The sequence below is a fragment of the Levilactobacillus parabrevis ATCC 53295 genome, from assembly GCF_001434055.1.
Lineage (GTDB): Bacteria > Bacillota > Bacilli > Lactobacillales > Lactobacillaceae > Levilactobacillus > Levilactobacillus parabrevis.
The window spans coordinates 35,171-58,398 of sequence record NZ_AZCZ01000016.1; the positions used below are offsets into that span (position 1 = coordinate 35,171).

Annotated in this window: 24 protein-coding genes; 8 read left to right on the plus strand and 16 right to left on the minus strand. The window is 50.2% G+C overall.

The window, feature by feature from the left end; all coding sequences use genetic code 11:
* Positions 1-19: 19 nt before the first annotated feature.
* The 12 genes from FD07_RS05780 to FD07_RS05835 form a co-directional block, all read right to left on the minus strand.
* Entirely contained in the window at positions 20-898 is an 879-nt protein-coding gene (locus FD07_RS05780; protein ID WP_020089413.1) for a PfkB family carbohydrate kinase, read from the minus strand.
* A gap of 1 nt (position 899) precedes the next feature.
* The gene (locus FD07_RS05785; RefSeq protein ID WP_020089414.1) at positions 900-2,264 is read right to left on the minus strand and encodes a purine-cytosine permease family protein; all 1,365 of its coding nucleotides are present in this window, start codon (positions 2,262-2,264) and stop codon (positions 900-902) included.
* A gap of 21 nt (positions 2,265-2,285) precedes the next feature.
* Entirely contained in the window at positions 2,286-3,314 is a 1,029-nt protein-coding gene (locus FD07_RS05790; RefSeq protein ID WP_020089415.1) for an ADP-ribosylglycohydrolase family protein, read from the minus strand.
* Positions 3,315-3,477: 163 nt separating this feature from the next.
* Positions 3,478-4,320: an aldo/keto reductase gene (locus tag FD07_RS05795; RefSeq protein WP_020089416.1), complete on the minus strand. Its 843-nt coding sequence runs from the start codon at positions 4,318-4,320 to the stop codon at positions 3,478-3,480.
* A 54-nt stretch (positions 4,321-4,374) separates the two neighbouring features.
* Complete coding sequence (locus FD07_RS05800; protein WP_020089417.1) at positions 4,375-5,556, minus strand: MFS transporter; 1,182 nt, start codon at positions 5,554-5,556, stop codon at positions 4,375-4,377.
* Positions 5,557-5,665: 109 nt separating this feature from the next.
* Positions 5,666-6,853 carry an MFS transporter gene (locus tag FD07_RS05805; RefSeq protein ID WP_020089418.1) on the minus strand — a complete coding sequence of 396 codons (1,188 nt, stop codon included), beginning with the start codon at positions 6,851-6,853 and terminating at the stop codon, positions 5,666-5,668.
* Between the two features lie 160 nt (positions 6,854-7,013).
* On the minus strand, positions 7,014-7,979 hold the full coding sequence (locus FD07_RS05810) for an ADP-ribosyltransferase (RefSeq protein WP_020089419.1): 966 nt from the start codon (positions 7,977-7,979) through the stop codon (positions 7,014-7,016).
* Positions 7,980-8,181: 202 nt separating this feature from the next.
* The gene (locus tag FD07_RS05815) at positions 8,182-8,850 is read right to left on the minus strand and encodes a type 1 glutamine amidotransferase (RefSeq protein WP_020089420.1); all 669 of its coding nucleotides are present in this window, start codon (positions 8,848-8,850) and stop codon (positions 8,182-8,184) included.
* 167 nt (positions 8,851-9,017) lie between these two features.
* Positions 9,018-9,560, minus strand: a complete 543-nt coding sequence (locus FD07_RS05820) for a hypothetical protein (protein ID WP_020089421.1) — start codon at positions 9,558-9,560, stop codon at positions 9,018-9,020.
* 266 nt (positions 9,561-9,826) lie between these two features.
* A complete protein-coding gene (gene lpdD / locus FD07_RS05825) occupies positions 9,827-10,237 on the minus strand; it encodes a prenylated flavin chaperone LpdD (RefSeq protein ID WP_020089422.1) in 411 nt (136 codons plus the stop codon).
* A gap of 1 nt (position 10,238) precedes the next feature.
* Positions 10,239-10,802 carry a UbiX family flavin prenyltransferase gene (locus FD07_RS05830; RefSeq protein ID WP_020089423.1) on the minus strand — a complete coding sequence of 188 codons (564 nt, stop codon included), beginning with the start codon at positions 10,800-10,802 and terminating at the stop codon, positions 10,239-10,241.
* A gap of 14 nt (positions 10,803-10,816) precedes the next feature.
* Entirely contained in the window at positions 10,817-12,283 is a 1,467-nt protein-coding gene (locus FD07_RS05835) for a UbiD family decarboxylase (RefSeq protein WP_020089424.1), read from the minus strand.
* Between the two features lie 297 nt (positions 12,284-12,580).
* Between FD07_RS05835 and FD07_RS05840 the strand changes: the two genes are divergently transcribed.
* From FD07_RS05840 to FD07_RS05860, 5 genes are all read left to right on the plus strand, one after another.
* Positions 12,581-13,459: a LysR family transcriptional regulator gene (locus tag FD07_RS05840; RefSeq protein WP_020089425.1), complete on the plus strand. Its 879-nt coding sequence runs from the start codon at positions 12,581-12,583 to the stop codon at positions 13,457-13,459.
* A 76-nt stretch (positions 13,460-13,535) separates the two neighbouring features.
* Positions 13,536-14,078, plus strand: a complete 543-nt coding sequence (locus FD07_RS05845; RefSeq protein ID WP_020089426.1) for a DUF1697 domain-containing protein — start codon at positions 13,536-13,538, stop codon at positions 14,076-14,078.
* 83 nt (positions 14,079-14,161) lie between these two features.
* On the plus strand, positions 14,162-14,710 hold the full coding sequence (locus tag FD07_RS05850) for a DUF1697 domain-containing protein (RefSeq protein ID WP_020089427.1): 549 nt from the start codon (positions 14,162-14,164) through the stop codon (positions 14,708-14,710).
* A complete protein-coding gene (locus FD07_RS05855; RefSeq protein ID WP_020089428.1) occupies positions 14,703-15,113 on the plus strand; it encodes a peptide deformylase in 411 nt (136 codons plus the stop codon). Before FD07_RS05850 ends, FD07_RS05855 begins: the two co-directional genes overlap by 8 nt.
* 21 nt (positions 15,114-15,134) lie before the next feature.
* Positions 15,135-15,752, plus strand: coding sequence for a sugar O-acetyltransferase (locus FD07_RS05860; protein ID WP_020089429.1), 618 nt, complete (start codon positions 15,135-15,137; stop codon positions 15,750-15,752).
* Between the two features lie 60 nt (positions 15,753-15,812).
* On the opposite strand, the gene FD07_RS05865 is transcribed toward FD07_RS05860, so the two are convergent.
* The 4 genes from FD07_RS05865 to FD07_RS05880 all read right to left on the minus strand — a co-directional run bounded on the left by FD07_RS05865 (position 15,813) and on the right by FD07_RS05880 (position 20,299).
* Positions 15,813-16,184 carry a hypothetical protein gene (locus FD07_RS05865; protein WP_020089430.1) on the minus strand — a complete coding sequence of 124 codons (372 nt, stop codon included), beginning with the start codon at positions 16,182-16,184 and terminating at the stop codon, positions 15,813-15,815.
* Between the two features lie 294 nt (positions 16,185-16,478).
* Positions 16,479-16,805 carry a thioredoxin family protein gene (locus FD07_RS05870; RefSeq protein ID WP_020089431.1) on the minus strand — a complete coding sequence of 109 codons (327 nt, stop codon included), beginning with the start codon at positions 16,803-16,805 and terminating at the stop codon, positions 16,479-16,481.
* A 244-nt stretch (positions 16,806-17,049) separates the two neighbouring features.
* A complete protein-coding gene (locus tag FD07_RS05875) occupies positions 17,050-18,459 on the minus strand; it encodes a subtype B tannase (protein WP_020089432.1) in 1,410 nt (469 codons plus the stop codon).
* A gap of 199 nt (positions 18,460-18,658) precedes the next feature.
* On the minus strand, positions 18,659-20,299 hold the full coding sequence (locus tag FD07_RS05880) for a PucR family transcriptional regulator (RefSeq protein ID WP_020089433.1): 1,641 nt from the start codon (positions 20,297-20,299) through the stop codon (positions 18,659-18,661).
* Between the two features lie 181 nt (positions 20,300-20,480).
* On the opposite strand from FD07_RS05880, the gene FD07_RS05885 reads away from it, so the two are divergent.
* The 3 genes from FD07_RS05885 to FD07_RS05895 all read left to right on the plus strand — a co-directional run bounded on the left by FD07_RS05885 (position 20,481) and on the right by FD07_RS05895 (position 22,653).
* The gene (locus tag FD07_RS05885; RefSeq protein WP_020089434.1) at positions 20,481-21,746 is read left to right on the plus strand and encodes an MFS transporter; all 1,266 of its coding nucleotides are present in this window, start codon (positions 20,481-20,483) and stop codon (positions 21,744-21,746) included.
* 172 nt (positions 21,747-21,918) lie between these two features.
* Complete coding sequence (locus tag FD07_RS05890; RefSeq protein WP_020089435.1) at positions 21,919-22,293, plus strand: fluoride efflux transporter FluC; 375 nt, start codon at positions 21,919-21,921, stop codon at positions 22,291-22,293.
* Positions 22,294-22,299: 6 nt separating this feature from the next.
* On the plus strand, positions 22,300-22,653 hold the full coding sequence (locus FD07_RS05895) for a fluoride efflux transporter FluC (protein WP_020089436.1): 354 nt from the start codon (positions 22,300-22,302) through the stop codon (positions 22,651-22,653).
* Positions 22,654-23,228 lie beyond the last annotated feature (575 nt).

Below are 23,228 nucleotides of genomic sequence, written 5' to 3' on the forward strand. Positions count from 1 at the left end.
CGACCGTCTTTTCTTCTTGCTATATTTCCAACGCCCCACCCTGTTGCCCAACAACTCGAGCAGCCAAGACGTTAGCCCGCTGAACTGCCTGGGCAGTCGTATGACCAGCCGCCAACTCGGCCAATAAGCCCCCACAATGGGTGTCACCGGCGCCAATCGTATTGGTGACCTGCGTCGCCGTCCCGGGAACCATGTGGCCCTGACCGTGCTCGACGTAGTAACTGCCCTGCGCATCGAGTGTAACCACAACCAATTCACCAGTAATAGCGTTCAGCCGTTGCGCAGTTTCTTGATAGGTCTCAGTTGGCGTTCCCAACCGCTGAATCTCCACCACGTTCCCATGAATCAACATTCCCGGTCGAATCACGCGTTGGCGCACCGCTGGCGTGAGACTACCGACACGTGGCGACGTATCAAATAAGACACGCAGGTGCGGTTGCTGGCTCAACGCCGTTAAGATGACATCCGCTGCCCGAGCATCCTCCAATTCATATCCGGAAAGATAGACGTAGTCGTAATCTGCAAGCGAAATTCGTTCGAACCATTCGGCTTGCCACCGACGCTCAACACCCGTAATTGACAGAAAGGCGCGCTCACCATTAGCTTCCACGAACGAAACGTCCCACCCATTATCAGCACTTTCATCCCGGACGAGCACTGGAATGCCAAGCCTCTGAAAGGTCGCTTGCACAATGGCTGCGTGCTCACCTTGACCAACTGGCGCAAACAAGTCCGCGGTAACGCCAGCGTAGGTCAACGCGCGTTGGACGTTAAAGGCCGAGCCCCCCACCTGCGTACTGCGCCAATCGCCAGCAACGTCTTCACCACTCTGGGGGAGGTGCTGAACGTTGACAACGACGTCCACGTAAGCTGCTCCAATCACGAGTACCCGTGCCATCCTAATCGACCTCCTCAGTCAGACGCTTGCCCACCGGCTTCAGTGCAACCATGCAGATGACCGCTACGATTCCCGCCACGAAAACACCTAAACTATTGTCGTGAAAAATTCCATGAGCAAATGGCCCCGTCCAGACGGCATTATTGGTAAACAGGAAGCCTGTGATCACCGCAATCACCCATGAACTGATTCCCTTCCAATTGTACCGGTTAGTCGAAGCCGGCATCATTTCGCTAATGGCATATCCTTCACGGCGATAGAGAACACTATCGCATAGGAAAACGGCAACCCAAGCAGCCAGACACGTTCCCAAGAATCCGAGGAAAAGTTCGAAGTTCCCCATAAAGTTTTCTGAAATGAATAGCACGTATACGGGAACCAGAATCACAATTGCCCCGTGTAGAATCAGGGAGTTCCGCTGAGAGATGCGAATCCCCACGGTTTCCAGATTAATCTGTGCCGAACGCAGACTGATCATACATTGTGGAATCAGTCCCCCTGCTGCGACTAGGAAGTAAATAACCGTCATCCACGATGGCAAGGCGTGACTCATCACTTCGATGGGATTGGCGGCGCTGGCCAGTCCCGGTTCGACCGTACTCAGTAACACGCCCCCCCACATCAGGATGAATAAAGGAACGGCTCCACCCAACAACGTGTGCCAGAACGTCGCACTCTGACTGGCCTGAGGCTTCACGTAAGCCCCCCAATCGGCCGCGGCCATCGACCAACTGATTCCGGAACCCGCGGCAACAATTGACACGGCGGGCCAGAAGCCGCCTAACCATTTCCCGCTTGGCTGGGCCAACGCTTGTTGCCAGTTAGCTTTCATCAAAAATAGAACTAAAATCACGACTGTTAAAATCCCAAATAGCCAGGACAACCAAGTCTGAATCTTGGCCAAGACATTTTCATTTACCAGTCCGGAGAGAATCACAATCCCGGCAAAAATAGCCAGTGCTACGGCAACCGTCCAGTCTGATTTGGCGATATGCATCACTTGAAGGAGTGCCACTAGTAACAGCGTTCCGGTAATCACATTGACCGCGAGCCAGCCAACCATGTTGACCCACGCAATCCCATTAGGGAGCTTATTCCCTTGCGTCCCGTATGCGGCGCGCGACAGCTTAAACGTGGTCACGCCTTCGCGTTTCCCAATCATCGCGACCCATCCAGGAAAGGCAAACGAAAGTGCCCCCACCAGCGAAGCTAACGTTGCCTGAACAAAAGATAAATGATAACTAACAATGATTGCCCCAAAGACAATCCCCATAATGCCAATGTTTGCCGCAAACCAGTTGTAAAATAACTTTCCTGGTGTCAGCGTCTTGTCTTTCTGTGGTACTTTAATCGTTTCCCCATTCATAAAGGCCTTACTCCTCAATTATTATGTATTTGTTTGTTGTCGAAAATCCATGATAGCCGTCACGTAATCGGCCAAATGATGTTGCGGATTCTGCTGATCAATCAGGGGACCCCACCCCGCGGGGAGCTGCTGATACCCTTGTTTGGCCCCACAAATTGCAACCGCCATCGCACCAATCGTATCGGTATCGCCGCCCAGATTTGCCGCTAATAGAGCGCAGCGACGCATGTCTCGGCCATAGTAAGCCAGAGTTAACGCTGCTGGAACGGACTCACTGACGGCCGTCCCTGTTCCGACTAATGCTGCCAATTGACGTGTGAATTCAGCCGGATCATCACGGGTCTCCCGAGCAATCTTTAACCCCAAACGTAACCGCTCCTGCGGGCTTGCTTCCCAAGTGGGTGTACCCAGCTTTCCCGCTGTATCACCAGCCAATAGCGCCCAATCCAGCAGCGCCGACCAGCCATAGTCAGCCAGCGCTGCAGTCACCGCTCCAGCCACCATCGCGGCACCACTAAAAGCCACATCAGTCGCATGGGTTACGCGGGTCACGGCCACGACCATGGCGACCAATTCAGACAGTTGCTGCGGCTTAAACAGCGCTCCGACTGGTGCAATTCGCATGGCACAGCCGTTCGTCACAGCTTTTTGCGTAATTGCCTGTGGATCCTGTCCCGCTTGGATTGCCAGCAAAGCCGCCTTCGAACTGGGACCCAAGATATTCCGTTCAAACGCGTGAACTGATTGGGCCCAAACTAGCAGACGGCGAACTAAGTCCTGAGACTGCACCGACCATTGATTGGCCTGCAAGCTATCCAGAATCAATAACGCCTGACTAGTGTCATCCGTATATTGCCCCCGCAAATAGTTCATGGCGATGTCGTTTTCCCGTGGACCGGCCATAAAATCCGTCACACCTCCGGGGTACCGCTGATGAATTCGGGATACCGACCAAAGCTCGGTCGGCATTCCCATGGCGTCACCCACGGCCTGTCCGTACAAAACGCCACGAACGCAATCGGCCACGTGTGCTTGACTCCTATCGTCCATGTTCCACCTCCTTTAAAAAAGTCAATGTCACCACTATACCTGAATTCAAAGCGCCTGTCAGAGGTGAACACTTACAAATTTATTTATATTATTATTCGTATATTGTAGTAATTTAGTGTCAAAAAAAGCGTGTAACCAATTAGTCACACGCTAAAACAATTATTTAGTCAAATTCTTCATACTCGTTAGGATCTTGACCATCGATCCGGCCGTCAGCTTGACTCAACCCGTTGATTGCCGCCATTTCTTCCGGCGTCAGGTTAAAATCAAACACATTCAGATTAGACCGTTGATGCAACAGGTTGCTAGCCTTCGGAATAGGAACGATGCCACGTTGGAAGTGCCAACGGAGAATGATCTGCCCCACATTTTTCTCATATTTCTTCGCTAGCTTCTGAATCAGGGGTTCCTTCAACGCCGCACTACCACGACCCAGTGGACTCCACGCCTCGGTAATGATCCCCCGCTGCTGGTCCGCCGCCAGCATCCGCTGATTGTTCCAGTAGGGATGAGCTTCAATCTGGTTGACCGCTGGCATCACGCCAGTTTCCTTAACCAGTCGATCCAGATGCTCCGGTTCAAAGTTTGAGACCCCAATGGAGCGAATCAAACCACGCGTCCGAGCATCAATCATAGCCTGCCAAGCCTCCACGTAATGGTCACGCTTCGGGAGTGGCCAGTGAATCAGATACAAGTCAAAGTAATCCAATCCCATGCGATATAGGGACTCCTGGATGGCCATCGTCGCGTCCGCATAGCGGTGGTACTTACCCGGCAACTTCGACGTAACGAAGAATGCCGACCGTGGCAAGCCGGATTGCCGAATGGCTTCACCGACGGCACCCTCATTATCATAGTTCGTCGCCGTATCAAGACTCCGATAACCATCACGAATCGCCGCCAGAATTTGGTTGACTCCTTGACCGCCACGAACTTGGAACGTTCCCAAACCCACAGCTGGCATCTGGTAACCATCATTAAACGTGACTACAGGTACTTTTGTCATCAAATAACCTCCTGTTTAATTGGTCTCTAAAGTCAACTCTAACGCGAATTTTGTTTAATTGAAACTATTTTGCCGGTGTCGCTTGATCACCCGGTTCAGGATCAACGCGAGAATTAACGAAATTCCAGCATACCCAGCGGCACCCAAGCTAATGTGATTCAAGCCGACTGTTCCCAGCATGCCGGACGCCGTAGCCGACCCCAGAGAAATACCAAAGTTAAAGAAGATGGAATTTAACGAGGAGGCCAATACCGTTGACTGGGGATACTCCTCTTCGGCAATGTTCAGGAAGTGAATCTGAATGGGTGAGTTGATAATCGTCACGATCAGACTCATCGCTAACAGAATCGCCAAGCCACCAAACTTAAAGTTCAAGCCAATTGGCAGTAGGGCCAGTAGAATCACATCGACCACGTAGAATCGGGGCATGATGCGCAACCCGTTACGTTCCGCCAACATCCCCGACAACCGGTTACTGATGATACTCATGATTCCAATCAGGAAGAGTAACCAGTTCAGGCTCTGCGTGCTGAAGCCCAGTGCCGTCGTCAATAGTGGTCGAATGTACGTGTAATAGGCGTACATCGTCGCCGCCGTAAACAGGACTAGGGCAATCCCCACGTAGATCCGAGGGTCCTTCAACAGGACTAATTGATTCTTCACACTGCTCTGTACCTGTTCAACCTCGCGAGGCAACAACCACCCCAACAGCACACAGGTCACAGCACTAATCACTGAAATTAAATAGAAGGCGTCGTGCCAGCTGTAGCTCGTACTGATCGCCGTCCCAATCGGCACCCCAAAGACTGAAGCGATACTGAAGCCGGCAAAAATCCACGACACTAGACTCGCCCGCTTCTCCCGTGGCGCAATCGAACTGGCAAAGGTCATGATTAATGAAATAATTGCTCCGGCCACCACCGCTGTGATGATGCGAGATAGCAACAATACGGGATAGTTCATCGCAAAACCACTCAGTGTGTTCCCTACTAAGAAGATGCCCATCAGGGTCATGAGTGTCTTGTAGCGACTAAACCGACTCGTCAAGACGGTGATAAATGGCGTGCTAACCGCGTAGACCGTGGCAAAAATCGTCACCAAATAACCCACGGTCGCCACCGGAATGCGATATTCCTTGGCAATGTCGGAGAGCACCCCGACCACGATAAATTCATTACACCCCAACATAAATGCCACCAGGACAAAGACGATGGCTTGCCAACGATACTTGTTCACGATATTTTCTCCTCTGAATCTCAAAATTTTCACTCGTTACCTACCAGAATACACTATCTTTCAGAAAATAAGCAGGGGGACGCCTCATGAAAACGTCCCCAATTGAAACTTATTTTTCTAAGGCCACAGATTGTTGATGAGCCGCGATAACACGGTTCAGAACAACCACCAAGATCAGGGAAACTAACGCATAACCGGCGGCACCAAAACTGATATTTTGAAGACCCACCTGACTCAGCATCAGTGAGGCCGTGGCTGAACCTACCGAAATCCCAATGTTAAATGAAATTGCACTGACCGATGACGCCAGCATGGTTGCCTGCGGATAACTCTCGGCAGCCACATCCAGGAAGTGAATCTGAATGGGAGCTCCGGCTATCGTCACAATCAGTGTGAGAATCAGTAGAATCCCGAACCCCGCCACCTGGCTGTTGAGTGCGATTGGCAACGCAACCAGCAAGAGCATATCTGCCACGTAGAACCACGGCAATTTCGACAACCCATTGCGTTCCGCTAACGCCCCTGACAAGCGATTACTGATGATACTCATGATTCCCAGCGCAAAGAGCAACCAGTTCAGACTCGTCAGGTCAAACCCCATGCTGGTGGTAATCAATGGCCGAATATACGTGTAATAGGCGTACATCGTGGCCGCCATGAAGAGGTTGACCGCGATGCCCAGGTAAACCCGCTTGTCCGTGAGAAAAACTAACTGATCTTTCACACCACCCTTGGTCTGCGCGACGTTGCGTGGCAGCAGCCAAGCCAACAGCAACGCCGTGACCAACGTGATACCGGAGATGACGTGAAATGCCGTATGCCAACTATCGGCAGTACTGATAGCCACCCCGATGGGCACCCCAATAACCGAAGCAATACTGAAGCCCGCTGAGATCCAAGCAATCAGGACGGCACGTTTGTCGTGAGGCGCAATGTCATTGGCAAAAGCAATGATAAAGGACTCGATTGCCCCGGCAACGGAAGCCGTCACCACCCGCATCACCAGTAACATGGCATAGCTGGTGGCAAATCCACTCAACGTATTACCCGCCAAGAAGATCAGGACAAGTACCATCAGCGTCTTATACCGACTGAACCGGTTGGTCAACACCGTAATAAACGGTGTGCTGACAGCAAAGACCGTCGCAAAAATCGTGACCAGATAGCCTACTGTAGCCACGGAAACGTTCAGCGATTTCGAGATATCCGAAATAACCCCGACGACAATGAATTCATTACATCCCAGCATGAATGAAGTTAAGACAAAGATAATGGTTTGGAGACGGTATTTAGACACGACAAACTTCCTTTCCACGTAAATTTTCTAAGGTAGAATCCCCGTTTGGTTTCTTCCAGACAAAAGAACTGTTACTCTCTAGATTACACGACAAAAGAAAAAACGGCTAGTCCTCTCAAGCAACTAACCGTTTTATTTCACATTATTGGTGCTTTAATTATCATTGCAACAAATTCAGAGTCACGAGTTGATACGCCAGTTTTTCATGATCGACCTGAGTCTTGGATTTCTTGCCGGTCGTGGTCATCATCGTCGTGGTCGTCTGTCCCGTCACACGCTGGACTTTGGTCACAATCAACTTAGTATTGGGGTTAAGTAGGTATTCCTTCTCCCCTCGAACCGTAGAGATCGAATCCAGATAGGCCCCGTGATAGCCCTTGGGAAAGTTGATTTTGAGCAAAACTTGCGAGGTGAATTCCGTAGCGACCGCATGACTGGTACTGGTCGAGGCGAACCCGGGATCTGAATAGATGGCGCCTGGCTTGAGAGTCTTCTGATGCAACGCGAGCCGCGCAACCTTATTCGACGTCCCCCGGTAAACCGTCATGGGATGGGTCAGCTTGAACGTCTTGAGACTCGCCCGCAGATCCTTGACCCGTTGCCGTGTCTTGGCCGTAGTTGCTCGCTTGGGATAACGTAGGGCGTTATTTAACTTATCGGAGCCATTGCCGGTGTAGTTACCAATGACCTTGATCTGCCGCTTGCTGAGCTTACCAGCCCACGCTTTTGAGCGCTTAACCAGCTCACGATAGTCATGCTTGGTAAGCTTAATGGCCCGGTTGCCGTAAGTGTAGTTGCTAGTCTGGGCAATCAGAAGCGTCTGAGTTCTTCCGGGAACAGTCACGACAGTACCTGCCGCTGTCCGCTGCACGACCTTGAGTGCCGTATTCTTGGGAATCATCACGCTGACTGGTGTCGACTGGTCGGTGGGCTGTGTCAGCGCCGTCACTGTGCGGTTCGTGACCACCTGCTGCGTCCCGGCCGAGGTATTGGTCGCCGACTCACTGTCAATGTAAATCAGCTCAGGTGATTTGGCCTTAGCGTTCGCTGGCAGTGCCCCCATCGTAGCCCCACCTAACGTGAGCCCCACAGCTGCCAACCCTATCAAACGGGTAACTTTATTCATGAAATTTCCTCCTCTGGAGCCGAACATCACCGGATTTCCCCGTCGGCAATGTATCATCCTCCGCACATGAGTATAGCACGATTAAACGCTCCTTAAACCGTTCAGGGGCAAATTTAATTTTCATCCTAACCGTTGGCTAAATACCGCATTCGGTGCTACCACCAAAAAGGGAGCGGCCGTTTTTTCAGCCCCTCCCGATCACTTAACTTCTTGTAATATAATCCAAGATCTGAAACATGGCCGCCCGATTCTCATCAGGCACCGGCGTTGTTTCAATAGACTGGGCCGTCTGATGCAACACGGAATCCGCCACGTAATCGCCATCGTTGACCACCATCGCGTGGACGTTATCCTCCGTGACCTCCAAGTGAAACTGGAGGCCGACCACATTGTCGTTAACCACTAAGCCTTGATTTCGAATCTGCTCGCTGGCAAACAGTCGCGTTGCACCATCCGGTAACGCAAACATATCCTGATGCCAGTGAAGGACCTTCAGCTGCGCCGGCAATCCCGGAATCACATCGGCCTGACGCGTAACCGGCGCCCAGCCGACCTCTTTGACCGGTGCCGGGCTGACCGTTGCGCCTAGGAGCTTGGCAATCTGTTGGGCCCCGAAGCACGCACCGAAGATCGGCTTGTGGGCCGCCATCACTTCACGCATCAAGTAGCGCTCGGCCGCAATCCATGGCGCATCATCGTTAGGACTGATCGGACCACCCAAGACCACCAGTAGATCCGTCTCCGCCGCTGATGGCAACTTGCCGTGTTGTGCCGGATGGTAAACGTAGACCTGATGGCCGCGAGCGTGGGCCCAGATGCGAATGGCTCCCGGCCCCTCCTCTGGTGTATGTTGCAAAATATTCACGCGCATGTGAAGACCTCCCCGATTCATTTTAGGTTGATTATAGCAGGTTACGTTGGTCATAGTGCCATCAGGCTATCGGTTAACTGAGTTAGCTTGTAAAAGCTTCTCCTCGCAACCTGGTGGCAAAAGGAACTACCACCAGTCCTGATGGTAGTTCCTCGAAAATATCGTATTTATGCGTAGTATACTTCACTGTGGAAGCGGTGATTCTTCATCTGCTTAGCAACTTGCTTCGAGGCATAGTAGTGTTGAGTGACCCAGACGCCAGCACCACCAGCTTCACTGAGAACCGCCAGTTTTTGCCCGTGATACCGTTTGTTGGCTACCTTATAGTAGGTGCCATCCCCAGCAGACTGGTTCCAGCCGCGAAGATCGGTCCAGTTAGCCCGCCGAACGGTCATTTTCCAGCCCACGACCCAGTTGGCGTGACGTGCCAGTTTATTTGGATCAGCGTTAAGTTTGCGTTGGTGAAGCGTTGAAGTGCTGGCATAGCGGCTCCCATTCTGGTAGCCCACCGTCCGCCACTTGGTCGCTGTGAACTTTACTCTATCGTACTTGCCGTGACCATCATAATGGTACCAGGCCCCTTGCAACTTCTTCGGCAAAGCTTTCACCGTCTTTCGGGTGCTGGCTTGTGCCGTAGTTGGTGCCACAATCTGCATTCCACCAAGCGTTAGGCCACCCAGTAATGCCATGAATAAAATTTGCTTTTTCATCAGTCAAGATCCTCCCCAGGATTATGTCGTGTGATTGATACAGCCATAGTATACACCAGCTAGACACGCAATTGCGGTATAAAAAAATAAATAACGGTCCCCATGAATTGGTGCGCCATGGACCTATCTTTGAGTCGGCTTTCTACTTACTACTAATGTAATTTCGGCTGATTTAGTCGCATTGTTCTGCTAAAGTTTACAAATTCTTTAGAACCAAAAGGCCAGCCCCATTTCCAGTGGCTGACCTGACTTGATCCTGAACTATTCTACTGAGGTTGTTCGCTATCGCTATAATATTGCGGCATTGGCGCAGCCAGTGGGTGTTGTGCCAACCAAGCCACGATTTGGCGGCCTAACTCCTCGCCCATTGGTGCCGACGCCGCAATCTGGGCCTTCGTAATCTGATTGACGTGAATTCCAGCCGTCACCGTACAGCTGCCTGGAAGTACTGGCTGAACCACCTTGGCGACCCGTTCACCCACAAAGTTGTCCTTGTGGAACCGACCGTCATGACTGGGATACTTGATGGTCTGCATCGCCGTATCTCGCGTCAGTGTCGTCACGTCCCCAATATGGGGATTGCTGCCACCGGTGACGACAATCAGCAAGTCCTCGCCAATCACCGTCACATCGGCGTCAATCGTGTAATTTTCCTGGGTCACACTAAACTTAGGCATGCTAATCCCCCTCCCAACGTTTGGCAGCAGGCTCATGAATCCCGAACGCATCCAATACCTTCATCGTTTGGTGATCGACCAGATCCTGAATCGTCTGGGGATGATTGTAGAAGGCTGGAATCGGGGGAATGATCTGCGCACCGAGCTTGGCCAATTTGGTTAAATTCTCCAGATGAATCACGCTGAGCGGCGTTTCTCGTGGTACGATCACCAGCTTACGTTGTTCCTTAATTGTGACATCGGCCGCCCGGGCAACCAAGTTCTCACCGAACCCGTAGGCAATGCTGGCCACCGTCTTCATGCTGGCGGGCACGATGACCATACCATCATTCAGAAATGAGCCACTGGCAATCGCGGCACCCTGGTCGCGGTCACTGTAAACCACGTCGGCCAATGCCTTAATCTGATCTAGCGTATAGTCCGTTTCCAGGGCCAGGTTTTTCTTGGCCCAGGCACTCATAACCAGGTGTGTCTCCACATCGGGCAGAGCTCGTAATTTTTTAAGCAGGTCGACCGCGTAAATCGTTCCGGAAGCCCCGGTGACACCAATCACAATCTTCTTCATTCCCCACCAGTCCTTTACTTCAAATACTTTTGCCAGTCCGTTACCTTCATGAACTGGGCCCGCACAAACTGATCCTTCATATCAAATGGTACCGTTCCGTCGATCACCAGCTTGGAAGACATCCCCTGCGTTCGAATCGACTTGGGATCGTATTCCGGGCGTTCGGACGGATCCAACGGATGATTCCGCATGCCCGGCAGGACCATTAGATCTTGGTCGGCCTGGAACCGCGTGTTAACGGTCCACATTACGTCGTTCATATCGAAAATATCCACGTCTTCATCAACCAGAATGACCGTCTTTAATTCCTTAAACGCCGAGAATGCCAGTAGAGCCGCCTGCCGCTGAATCCCCTCATCAGCCTCGTCCTCCTTGTGAATCTGCATGATGGTCATCAACTTGCCCCCACCTGCTGGCGGATTGTAGACGTTGCGGACCTTGCCGGGAATGGCTCGATTGGTCAGCTCTAAAATGCTGGCTTCGGTCGGGATGCCAGCCATGCTGACGTGTTCTTCGGAAGGACCGATGACACTCTGCATAATGGGATTCTCGCGGTGCGTCACGGCGGTTACCTTGATCACCTGTAGCGCTGGATTAGCATCGCCATCGTAACCGGGGAATTCAGGCATGGCCTTCCCGGTATGGGTGTTGATGTCTTCTTGAATGCGTTCGTTAGGCATGATGACCCCTTCCAACGTAAATTCGGAACGCGCGATGGCATTTTCATCGACGGTCAGCGCTGGCGTTAAACCCACCGCTTCCTGCCGAATTGCACCGGCGACACCCAACTCATTGTACCCGAGCGGCGTGGTTGGTGGTTCAAAGGTGCAGCCAATGGTAATGGCGGGATCTAGGCCAATGTTAATGGTCACGGGCATCGGTTCATTAGCCGCCTCATACTCCTTGGCAAACGCCCCAATGTGCCGGCCACCAGGCATAATGTAAATGCCCAATTTATCTTTATCTTCCAATACCATTCGGTGAATTGTAACGTCACTCATTGTTTTGGCCTTGTTAGACCCCAGCACAACCCCCACGGTAATATACGGGCCGGCATCTTGCGGTGTATTGGTCGGTGCTGCCACGAGCTTACGAATGTCGAAGTCGGGATCGGTCGCTTTGTGGACGACCTCATGAGCAGGCGCATCATCAACCATCACCGGTGGAACGGGGTTTTCAACGGCATCGTTAAGAAATTGCCCCAGCGTATGATAATCGTGATGAAACATCAGCCCCACCCGCTTACGACTGGCCATTAGTCCCGTCAAGACTTTGGTTCCGGGGAAGCCCGTTACGTGATTAAACATCATCGCAGGGCCTTCTTGTGTCGGTCGTTCGACGGTTCCACCGGCTCCGATGTAGCGGTAAACGCCAGAGAGTTCGGCGTTGGGATCGACGGCCACATCGGTCGCGTGATACTGCCCGGGCTGCGTCTTCAATTCCGCTAACACTTTACGTAGATCATACGGTTCATTTGCCATTAAATTACCTCCTGCGGATCATTCGTTAAGCATTGAAAGTTGTCATCTTCGGCTAAGGTAGCTTTCCACCATAAGGTTAACGACATATCCAAAACGTATCTGCAACAAGCTGCCAGACTATCTTGCGACTGAAATCTCAATGATGATAACCGTTTAACTACTTGCAACTTTCAATCACTTTATGTATCAACCTTAATCTCCAAAAACCTTGCAAACAAATCCGGTTTCGACTAACGTTATGCTTGATAGGAATAACAGAGTTTTCATTTAACCACTTGCCAGAAAGGACGGTCTCACATGACGCTAGACGATTTCTACAGTTTTATCGTGCTCTACCAGATTCGCAACATTTCCGATGCTGCTGTCGAGCTTAATATTACGCAATCGGCGCTATCCAAACGCCTACGCAACATGCAAGATGAACTGAAAACCAGCCTGATTTCGACACGGAACAAACGTCAACTAACCATCACGGAGAGTGGCGAGGTTTTCTTCCGTTATGCCCAGACCATCACCTCCCAATATCAGTTGATGCAGACTGAACTTCAAGACTATAAAACACTGCAACGGGGCACCCTCCACATCGGAAGTGTTCCCGTCATGTCGCAGTACGGCTTAACCCGCAAGATGAGTCAGTTCATGCACGATTTTCCTCAGATCAACATTCGTTTGGAAGAGCTTGAAGGGGCCGACCTACTCAAACAACTACAGAATCAGGCGCTTGATCTTGGCATTCTCCGTGATGTCCAAAGTCAGCAACTTAGCAAATCCCAATTTGAAGCGGTTAATCTGGACACGGACGAGTTACGAGTCGTACTAGCTGCCGACCATCCCCTGGCTCAGCAAGCGGCAGTCAGCATGACCGACCTACACGGTGTAGAAGTTGTCTCGCTCAGTACCGGTTCCGGCGTTTATGAAAAAATGGGCGCCCTCTACCAAACGGCCGGCTTCACGCCTAATATTCGATTTACCACACCGCACATTGAAACCTTGCTGGGCATGATTGCCCATACCCAACGCGTCACATTTTTATTCGCCAAGGCCGCCCAGCCCTTCCTCACCCCAGACTACGTGACCCGACCGTTCAGCCAGCCCTTAATCAGTCACCTGCAACTCGTCTATCCTCGTGGCACTCTCAGTCAGGCGGCTCGCCGCTTTATGCGTTATCTTGAATAGAGCCTCTACTTACGACTAATGTCATTTTTAGCGAATTTGTTGCATGGTTTTCAACTTCTTAGGAGGAACTTAATCAATGGACTATTTGCTCATTCTGCGGGGCATCAATGGCGGAAGCTATCACCCGGTTAAAATGGCCACATTGCGGGCCCTGTTGACCGCAGCCGGCTTCGTGCACGTCACCTCATACGCTAATAGTGGTAATCTCTGCTTTACCAGTAATCAGTCCCAACCGGCCTGTGAGCAACGCATTGCCGCCGTCCTCAGCAACAACTTTGCCTTTCCTATTAATTTTGGTGTCTTCGCCAAATCGGCCTTCCTGGCTGAGCTTCAACAAGCCCCTACCTGGTGGGACGGCCAGGGTAATCGCCAGCACATGTGTCTGTTCAAACTTCAAGATTACGGCGAGCACGATACCTGGCTTCACGACCACCTGGCTCCCATTGATCAAGTGGCGATGACACCCCACCTTATCTTCTGGACGGTCGCGGCGACCGGTAATTTCCAGCATTCATGGTACGGTCAGGTCTGGGGAACCGCCTTCTACCGCCAGACCAGTACCCGCAGTTATCGTACAACCCATAAGCTTTGGCAGCTTCTACAAGAACGCACAACATGATATAATTGAGAAGACGCTTACATTAATGAATCGAACAATGGTGATGGGCCTCAGTATTTCACAACTGGAAAGGAATTGTTGGCATGAACTATCTCTTACTTCTACGCGGGATCAACGTTGGTGGCAACCACAGAGTCCCCATGGCCACGCTACGCGACCTCCTGACGACTGCTGGCTTTACGGCGGTGCGTTCCTACATTAATAGCGGTAATCTGTTTTTCACCAGTGACCAGTCCGCTGCGGATTGTAACCGTCTGGTGGCTCAGATACTGACCCGCAATTTTGAGTTTCCCATCGACTTTCGCCTGTTAACGCAACCGGAGTTTCTTGCCGACCTCGCCCAGGCACCGGCTTGGTGGGGCGCCGATGAGACCTTACGCCACAACGCCCTGTTCAAATTGAACACCTATGACCAGGCGCATGACAGCTGGCTCACCGACCACATCACCACTGATTACGACCGGGTGTTGATCACGCCCAACGTTATCTTCTGGACCTCGACACTGCGGGCCCATTTCAGCCGCTCGTTCTACTCAAAGATCATGGGCACGCCATTCTACAAGCAGACCAGCGCCCGCAACTACAATACAACCAACAAACTTAAACAAATTTTGGAGGAAACCAATGATTAGAAACGTTGTTCACGACCCTACGCAGCTCAGTACCAAGGCGCAACCGGCCACTAAGCTCGACGCAGCCGTCGTCACGGACCTACTCGATACCTTAAAGGCTAATAGCGAGAATTGCGTCGGTATGGCCGCCAACATGATTGGCATTAACAAGCGGATCATCGTGGTCGACATGGGCGTGTTGCCCGTAGCTATGATCAATCCCCAGATCACGAAAAAAGCCGGTCCCTTTCAGACCAGCGAGGGCTGCCTGTCACTGACCGGCGAACGCCCAACGACGCGCTACCAAACGATTGACGTGGACTTTTTAAATCAGAATTTCCAGCGTCAGCATCAGACCTTCACCGGCTTCGTGGCCCAAATCATTCAACACGAAGTCGACCACTGTGAAGGCATTGTGATTTAACTACTAAGGAGATCTTTTGACATGACCGAAGAAGAAAAAATGTTAGCGGGTAAACTCTACGACCCATCTGACCCCAAGCTTCAGGAACGGCTCCACTACGCACATCGGCTATCTCAGGAATACAACATGACCTTTGACGACGAGAGCGAAAAGCGTGAGGAGATCCTCAAAAAACTGATTCCTAATCACGGTGAGGGCACCTACCTGCAAGAACCGATTTTCTTTGACTACGGGAGTTATACCCACTTGGGCAAACACTTCTACGCCAACGCCAACTTTACCGTGCTGGACTGTGGCGATGTGACGATTGGCGACAGCGTCTGGTTTGGCCCCAACGTCACACTGGTAACTCCCATGCATCCCCTGCGCTACCAGGAACGAAACCTCCAACCCCACGCAGACGGCTCGCTGTTCGATATCGAATACGACAAGCCCATCAAAATTGGTGACAACTGCTGGTTCGGCAGTAACGTGACGGTTATCGGTGGCGTTACCATCGGGAATGGTTGCGTCATCGGCGCCGGCTCGGTCGTCACCCGTGACATCCCCGACAACTCGCTGGCTGTCGGTAATCCATGCCGCGTTGTTCGTGAGATTACCGAGGAAGATTCGATCAAATACAAGTCTGAAATTCACTAAAAACTAAAACTGGCTCACCAGAAACTCCGCGCTAACGGGTTTTCCGGTGAGCCAGTTTTTCTATTTTTGATTACGCCACAATTGATAACTGCCCCAACAGAGTAGTCCAAAATCAAATAACATCAGAATTCCCCACAACCATAGATAGTCCGTGAGTAGCGGTGAATGCTGGACGTGCAGGAGATCGCCGGTCATCCCCAAGACGATGATGCCGTTGACCAGCAACCCGATACGTTTGGCCGTTCGACTCTTGGCACAAGCCGTCACAACGACCACGACTAGAATCAAGGAAACTGCCACGACATCTGGATTGTGCCAGTTAAAGTCCAAGCCGAGACTGCTCGTCGATGAGGGAACTAGCGACATGACCAATAGAAAATACAGACTCCCCAGTCCCGTCAATAGCGGCACGTACCCGTAAAGTTTACTCATGATCTCCGCCACCCTTTCCATTTATTTACGTTTACCATAGGTGATTCAGCACGGAAAGTAAACTGAAATGCGGGGGTTACGGCGGTCAGCAAAAGAGCCTAAGGAAAATCTTGGGTTCGCACCCGTAGTTAGGACAGGTTCCACCGAACCGGTCGTTGTCAATAATCAGAGCAGTCTTGGTACTCCGCTGTTCCTTAAGCGCCGTGTTAAACCAAAGGCAGCTGGACCACTGCCAATCACGATGTAGTCAAATCTTTTTGTCATCTTTCACCTCATATAATTATTAATTTGAAATTAGTCTTCGTCCAAAACTTTCTGTAAAGCTGCGGCGAATAACGGCTTGGGCCGAGCTCCGACCAAGCGATCGACCACTCGGCCATCTTTTTTGATTAGAAATGTGGGAATCCCCTGCACATCGAAGCGACTGGCAACTTCCTGGTCGTGGTCGACGTTAAGCGAAGTAAAAGTGACTTTCGTTTTGAAATCATCACTTTCGGAAAGGCTCTTTAGGATAGGGTCCATCATCTTACATGGCGGGCACCAGTCGGCCCGAAAATCAACGACGGTAACCCCAGTATTTGTTTCCTGTTCAAAGTTTTGATCATGAATTTCTTTAATCATCTGTAGCCCTCCTAGATACCCTGATAGGTATTTAATGGTTAATTGCGAAGTTCTCGGCTAAGAGCATACGACAGCACATGTCTTTCGCATAGTATCATGGCTGTCGTAAATTTAGATTGATTATTTCTTCGCAACCAACAACGTTAACCAATATACCCCCATAGGTATATTAACGCAAGCTTTTTTATTTGAAAGTGAACAAAAAGCGCACAACATCTATCATGTTGAACGCCGATAAAACCTATTATGTTGCCGTTTGGCATAGATTATCGATCCAATCAAAAAGTTCTGATAAATCATAGTCGCCGCTATGAGGCCGTCCCCACGGCAAGGCAAAATCCACATCAAGGCCGTGATTCTGTAAATTAGTTGCTAGAATCACTGGAATTGCGAATGCCGTATCTCGGTCGGCAGCGCCGTGACGAATCCGCCAGTGTTGAGCAATCTGACTCTGATGCGCCATGAGATAGGTCAGTGGATTGATCGCTGCCACAAGGCTGGTATCGGCCAATTGCGCGGGAACCGCACTGTGTTCCTGTGCAAAGGTCGTGAAATGCCGCGCCGCTATCAGTCGGCTACCGAACAGACTCGCCTCCGGACTGCTCAAGTCGAGTGCATCAAAGGCCGATACCCGTTTCATTCTAGTAATTCCTCGAAGATAGGCCGACCAGTCCAGACTCGCCACCCGACCGTTATTGACTTTAACGCCCGGAAAGGCCGTCACATCGTTCCCCGTTGAGAGCGCTCGCTGGGCGGAAACGGTCAAATAATCATCGATAAACCGGCGAAAGCTACCAGACCCATCGGCCTGAAGCTGCAAGGGATTACCAGCATGGTCCTTCAACTCAAGATGATTGAGATAGGGAACGAACGCTGATTTCAGCTCACTGGAAAGTCGTTGCTCGCTTACTGTCAACTCACCAGAGCTTGATGTCCGCTTCACTTGATTATTCACGACGGTGCAGTGCTGCTGATGCCACTCAGTCAGGCCATTGAACTGCCACTCATAAGCGGCATCCGCGTGCTCCAAGTTATGAATTGGACAGTAAGCTGAAACGGCAAAGATGTCGTCGGTCGCCGGTGCTGCTCCCAAATCCTGCAGGGCCGTTTCAAAGAAGTCCGCATTCCCGCTGGCGCCAGCAAGGGCTGCAATCGCTCCACCGGCGCTAGCTCCATTGGTAACAATCCGAGCTGGATTACCAGGGAGCCAACCGGCGTTGAATTTGACGTAACGGATGGCAGCCTTCATATCGATGATAAATGCGGGGGCTTTGCCGCTATATTCCCCCTGAGCTGTCTTGGAGGTCCGACCACGTAGACCAGCGGAAACCACGACGTAGCCACGCATCAACGCTTGTAAAATCGTCGCCCCTCGACTAAAGGATTCCTGGTTACCAGGAAAATCACGTGGCCCAGGCAGATAGTCCCCAACCGTGTTGGGCATGAAGATGGGCGCCGTGACTCGCGTATAGCCGTTGACCTGGCCGTTGTTAAAGTATGGTTCGGGCACAAAGACATTGAGCTGCTGAATAGCATCAACCGGCATGGTCACGTAGTCTAGGCCAAGAAAGGCACGGTACCGCAAAACTTGCCCGTCAATCGTCACCTGCGCCGACTGATAACGCGTTTCATCAAATCTTAGTGGGGTCGTCATCGCCATTCCTCCATTCTGTGTTGGCGCTCGTTTCCCCTAGCTTAGTGGAAAGTTGGTGAGGGTGCAATGAATGCGGGTTGCTTTGTTGCAAGATTGAACTGAATTCTATAGCAATCATTGGATAACAAAACAGCCGCACTACGACGATACGTAGACGACTGTCACCATCCAATGAAACAATATAAGCCTTGTACTCGGCCTACACTACGGGCACATCTTCCGACTTAGATAATTCCAAAGCGAGTCGTAAATTCAAACTAGTTTGCGGGTTCTTCACAGATTGTCCCAAAATCTTTTCACACTGCTTAATCCGATATTTAATCGTGTTCCGGTGAAGATATAATGTATTGGCAGTCTTAGTAATCTCACAATTAAAGTCTAAGTAAAACTGCAAAGTCTTTCTTAAATCAATAATTGCTGGATCTTCCGGATAAGCCAAATCCTTCAATACCTTTTCACAATAGTAGTGAATATCTTCGTTGTTCGTCTCATCAAATAATCCGATTAATCCCTTAGGATGATAGTAATTCATCGTGTCGGGCTTCTCCCGCTGCTTAACTTCCTCCAAAGCTGATTTGGCTTCAATGTAGGAGTTTGAAATATCTTCAATCTTGTCATATGGATTACCAAAGGAAAAGCTCAGATTTATCTTCAAAGCATCTTTAAGTTCCTTCACCAAATTCTTCACTGTTCGTTCGAAGCCAACTTCTTTCGATTGAAAAAGTAAGGCAATATCGTTGCTATTCTTGACCTTAAACGCCACCACATCGCGAATCTTCAAAGGAAGTTGTTCCTGCAACCAACTATTAGCGACTTCAGATTCCTCTTTGCGATAGAATATTTGATTACGGATACTGTCATTTGGCACACAGTGTACCAAGGCCATCCGATAATAATCACTTGGAATCAGGCCATAATTATCACCCAAGTCAATCCAATCACGATTATCTTCCTGAGTGGTTTTAGCTTTAATCAATTGTGACAAAAAGTCACTCTTCATCAAGTCAAAGAACTCTTGAACTTTACGGTTCTTATACAAAATAAACGTCAACACCAGCACTGCCTGCTCAATCGCAAACTCAGAAATCGGATATGGAATCTGTTCCGGCTTTAATATCAACATATAATACGGGAAGTAGTTAGCCACCTTAACAGGATAGCCCAATATTTGGACCTTTTCCCCACGAATGTCGTTAATCATCAACGTACTTTTACCTTCGTTGATTTGTTGATAATCATGTGAACTAAGCTGTTCCGCGTAGAAAGAAGCCGGATGATCAGATTCCGAGAAAAATTGAGAATTGCCAATGACCTTGTGCCACGGATTCAATAAAATAACTGGTGCATTAATAATTTTTCCAAGTTCCGCAATAAAGCGGCCGTTGCTGACATCATGCATCAATAAGTTAGAAAAACTCTTCTGAATGTCTAGCGCATATGTAAGTTGTTCCGTTTTCGTGTCCCATAAGTAGCTTTGCATTTGGTAGAGTAAACTACCTAACGGCTGACCACTAGGAATTTTTATAATTGGTAAATCAATCTCAGTCGCATATTTCACCACTGACGGATCAATCTTATCAATAAACCGGCCAACCTTAATTCCTAAAGCCGTGACATTTCGCTGTTTAAGCGATGCCAGAAACGGTTTCAACTTCTCCTGTCCATTCCGAAAAACCATTGCCGTTGTCAAGATAATGACATGTTCCGGAATAAAATTTGCAACATCGGGGGTTTCGGTAATTTCGACACTTTCGACCGGTCGTTCCATGTCTTTGTGAATCGATAAAACTTCCAAATCTGAGAATCGCGGTAAGTTCAGTAACTCTTTGAGTGTGCTCACTTTAGTTAGCCTCCTTAAGTAAAAAAAGTTAGCGCTTTCATCTCCCTAATTAAAACATATTTAGCTAAAATAGACAAATACCATTAATTTATGGTGCAGAGTATGCAATGAATTTCTTGTGAATCTCCTTATAATTGTCCTTGTAAGCGTTTACATATATGGTGAAATTGGAGGACTTATCATGGACAAAGTTACAGAAAAATCAGGTATGGCCTATTGGAAGAAGATCGTCATCTTACTCTGTGCCGGCTGGATTACCATTTGGATCTACCGTTCTGCCCTTGCGCCGGTCTACCCCCAAATCCGCTCATCACTTGGCGGCGGGGTCTCTGACACCGCGTTAGGTTCCATCTCAAGTTTCTATTTCTTAGGTTACGTTATTATGCAGATTCCCGCGGGATTCCTGGTCGATAAGATTGGGAAAAAGCGCGTGTTGATTCCCGGATTTATACTATTTGCCATCGCCGCCCTCATCGTGGCCATGGCCAGCTCCATTCAGATGATCTACGTGGGTTCCGTCTTAGCCGGGTTAGGCTGTGGGTCTTTCTACGGGTCCGCTTACTCCCTGACTTCACAAAACATCCCCGCCGACAAGAAGAGCTTCTCCACGGCCATCGTGAACAGTGGTTCCGCCGTTGGTTCCGGGCTCGGTATGATTCTATCGAGTTTCTTAGTCGCCCAACAAGGCATGCCTTGGCAAACGATGATGTACATCACGATTGTCATGATTATCTGCATGGTCATTGCATTCCAAGCTATTATTAAGAGCAACAAAGATGATATTGTGAACATCCAAGCTGCCGAAGAAGCTGCTAAAGCCGCTGCCGCTGCGGAGCCTAAAGTTAAGGAAAAGGTGTCACTCAGCACCCTCTTCCAGCCCAAGATGCTCTTCGCCTACATTTTATATTTCGCAACCTGCTACGCCTACTACATGATTGTGACGTGGTTACCTAATTTCCTGGCAACTGAACGGGGCTTCCACGGTGCTGCCATTGGTTTCTCCTCATCACTGGTTGCCTTCGCCTCGATTCCTGGTGCCCTATTCTTCAGTAAATTAGCTGATAAATACCTAAATAAAAAGATTCAATTCATTGTCGTTTTGGAACTCCTCTCCGCCGCAATGCTCCTGCTGACGGTGCAAGCCAAGACTTCCGCCTTCCTACTGACTGCTCTGATTCTTTACGGATTCCTGGGCAAGCTAGCCGTTGAACCAATCATCATCTCCTGGCTGGGTGAAAACGCCCCAGCAGTCGGTGTTGGGACAACCTTAGGGGTCTTCAACTTCTTCGGGATGATGTCCTCAATCATTGCCCCCGCCTTGACTGGGAGTATCTCTGATGCCACCGGTTCCAAAGTCTTGGGCTTCTACATCGCCATTATCCTGTTGGCCGTCGGAACCATCCTGTTCTTACTGGCCAACTTGCACAAGAAGCAAGCCAATGCCTAAGTCTCGCGTTCAGCGAGTTCTCCATTATTTTGACATCGTTTCTTCCCTGTAATCCACATAGCCCCATGCAAACACCCATAAGCATGCCACCCACTGCCAGATGTTTCAACCAATCGTGGATGGCTATGCCTATGGGTGTTTGCGAGTTCATCACAAATTGGAGGTCCTCAGTATGCTTAAAAAGCTCAGCGCAATCTTTGCATTTGCCTTCTGTGGCAGTCTCTTACGGCTTGGTCTCACCTCGATGACCAATCACCATTTGACAACGATTCTCCTGATCAACGTGGTGGGATCCTTTCTCCTCGCCTTCATTTCCAAAACGCTTCCCACCCTAATCCCCCTCTCAGAAGCCGTGATGGCCGGTCTAACTGTCGGCCTCGTTGGGAGCTTCACGACCTTTTCAACCTTCTCCATGGACGTCGTAGCCCTCTTACAGCAAGGGGCACTGGGACTAGCACTTATCTACTGGCTAGCCAGCCTACTGCTGGGGTGTGGGGCCGCTGTTCTTGGTTTCCACATCAGCGCTCGCGTCACCGAAAGGGCGTGATGGCTAATGTTGGCAATCCTCTACATCTGCTTAGCTGGCAGCTGCGGCGCCCTGACACGCTTCACAGTAGGCTACGTGACCGACCTGGTCATTCGACCGACGCAGTTCCCAGTGGCCACCGTCACCATTAACATTCTGGGTTCTGGCCTACTAGGAATCGCAACCGGACTACTCGCGCCAACCGCCCTACTCTTTCAGGTCGCCAGTGGCTTCCTAGGTGGCTTCTCCACCTTCTCTACGTTCACTAACGACTTCATCAAGCTGATTGACCACAAACCCATCACGGCGATGAGCTACTTAGCACTATCCGCAACCTTGGGGGTCGTCAGTGCCTTTGTCGGTTACACGCTAGTAGCTTAACAATCAACCTTGGCAGCATTCTCCGCAAGTCTACGTGCGGCTTACCAGTCGCGAAAAAGGCGCAGTGTTCTACCTGCTCCTTTCAGGGCTAGTCATTCAACTGACAAAATCAGTAATGAAAGCGTTGTTCTAGATTCGTGAACGGCGTATACTATGGGTAACCGCAAGTCTAGTGTGGTGTCGTGTGAGGGAGCAGTGGCGACTGCTCCCTTTTTGTATGCCCTACAAACCTTCTGAGTCGGTATTAGTCCCCTATCATGGTGATTGTCGTCAGCAGTGGTTGACTCGAAGAACCGACGACGCCTTTAACCGCCCGGACCCCCAATACGATAGTTGTCGCTATTTACGAAAGGCTCTGTTATGATCAACTCAATCCATGAATCCCTAGAAAAATAATGCACTCAAATCTTACGTCACAAAGAACCTTTAGAGCCGTCATCTATTTTCGACACTTCTTTAGCAGCTATAGAATCCTTAGAGCAGTCGGCAATCAAGTTCTACGGTTGTCGACCTAGCCGAATTAACCACGAAGTCTGAGCTGGGAGATTACTTCGGTTCTATGTCAACTGTTGTTG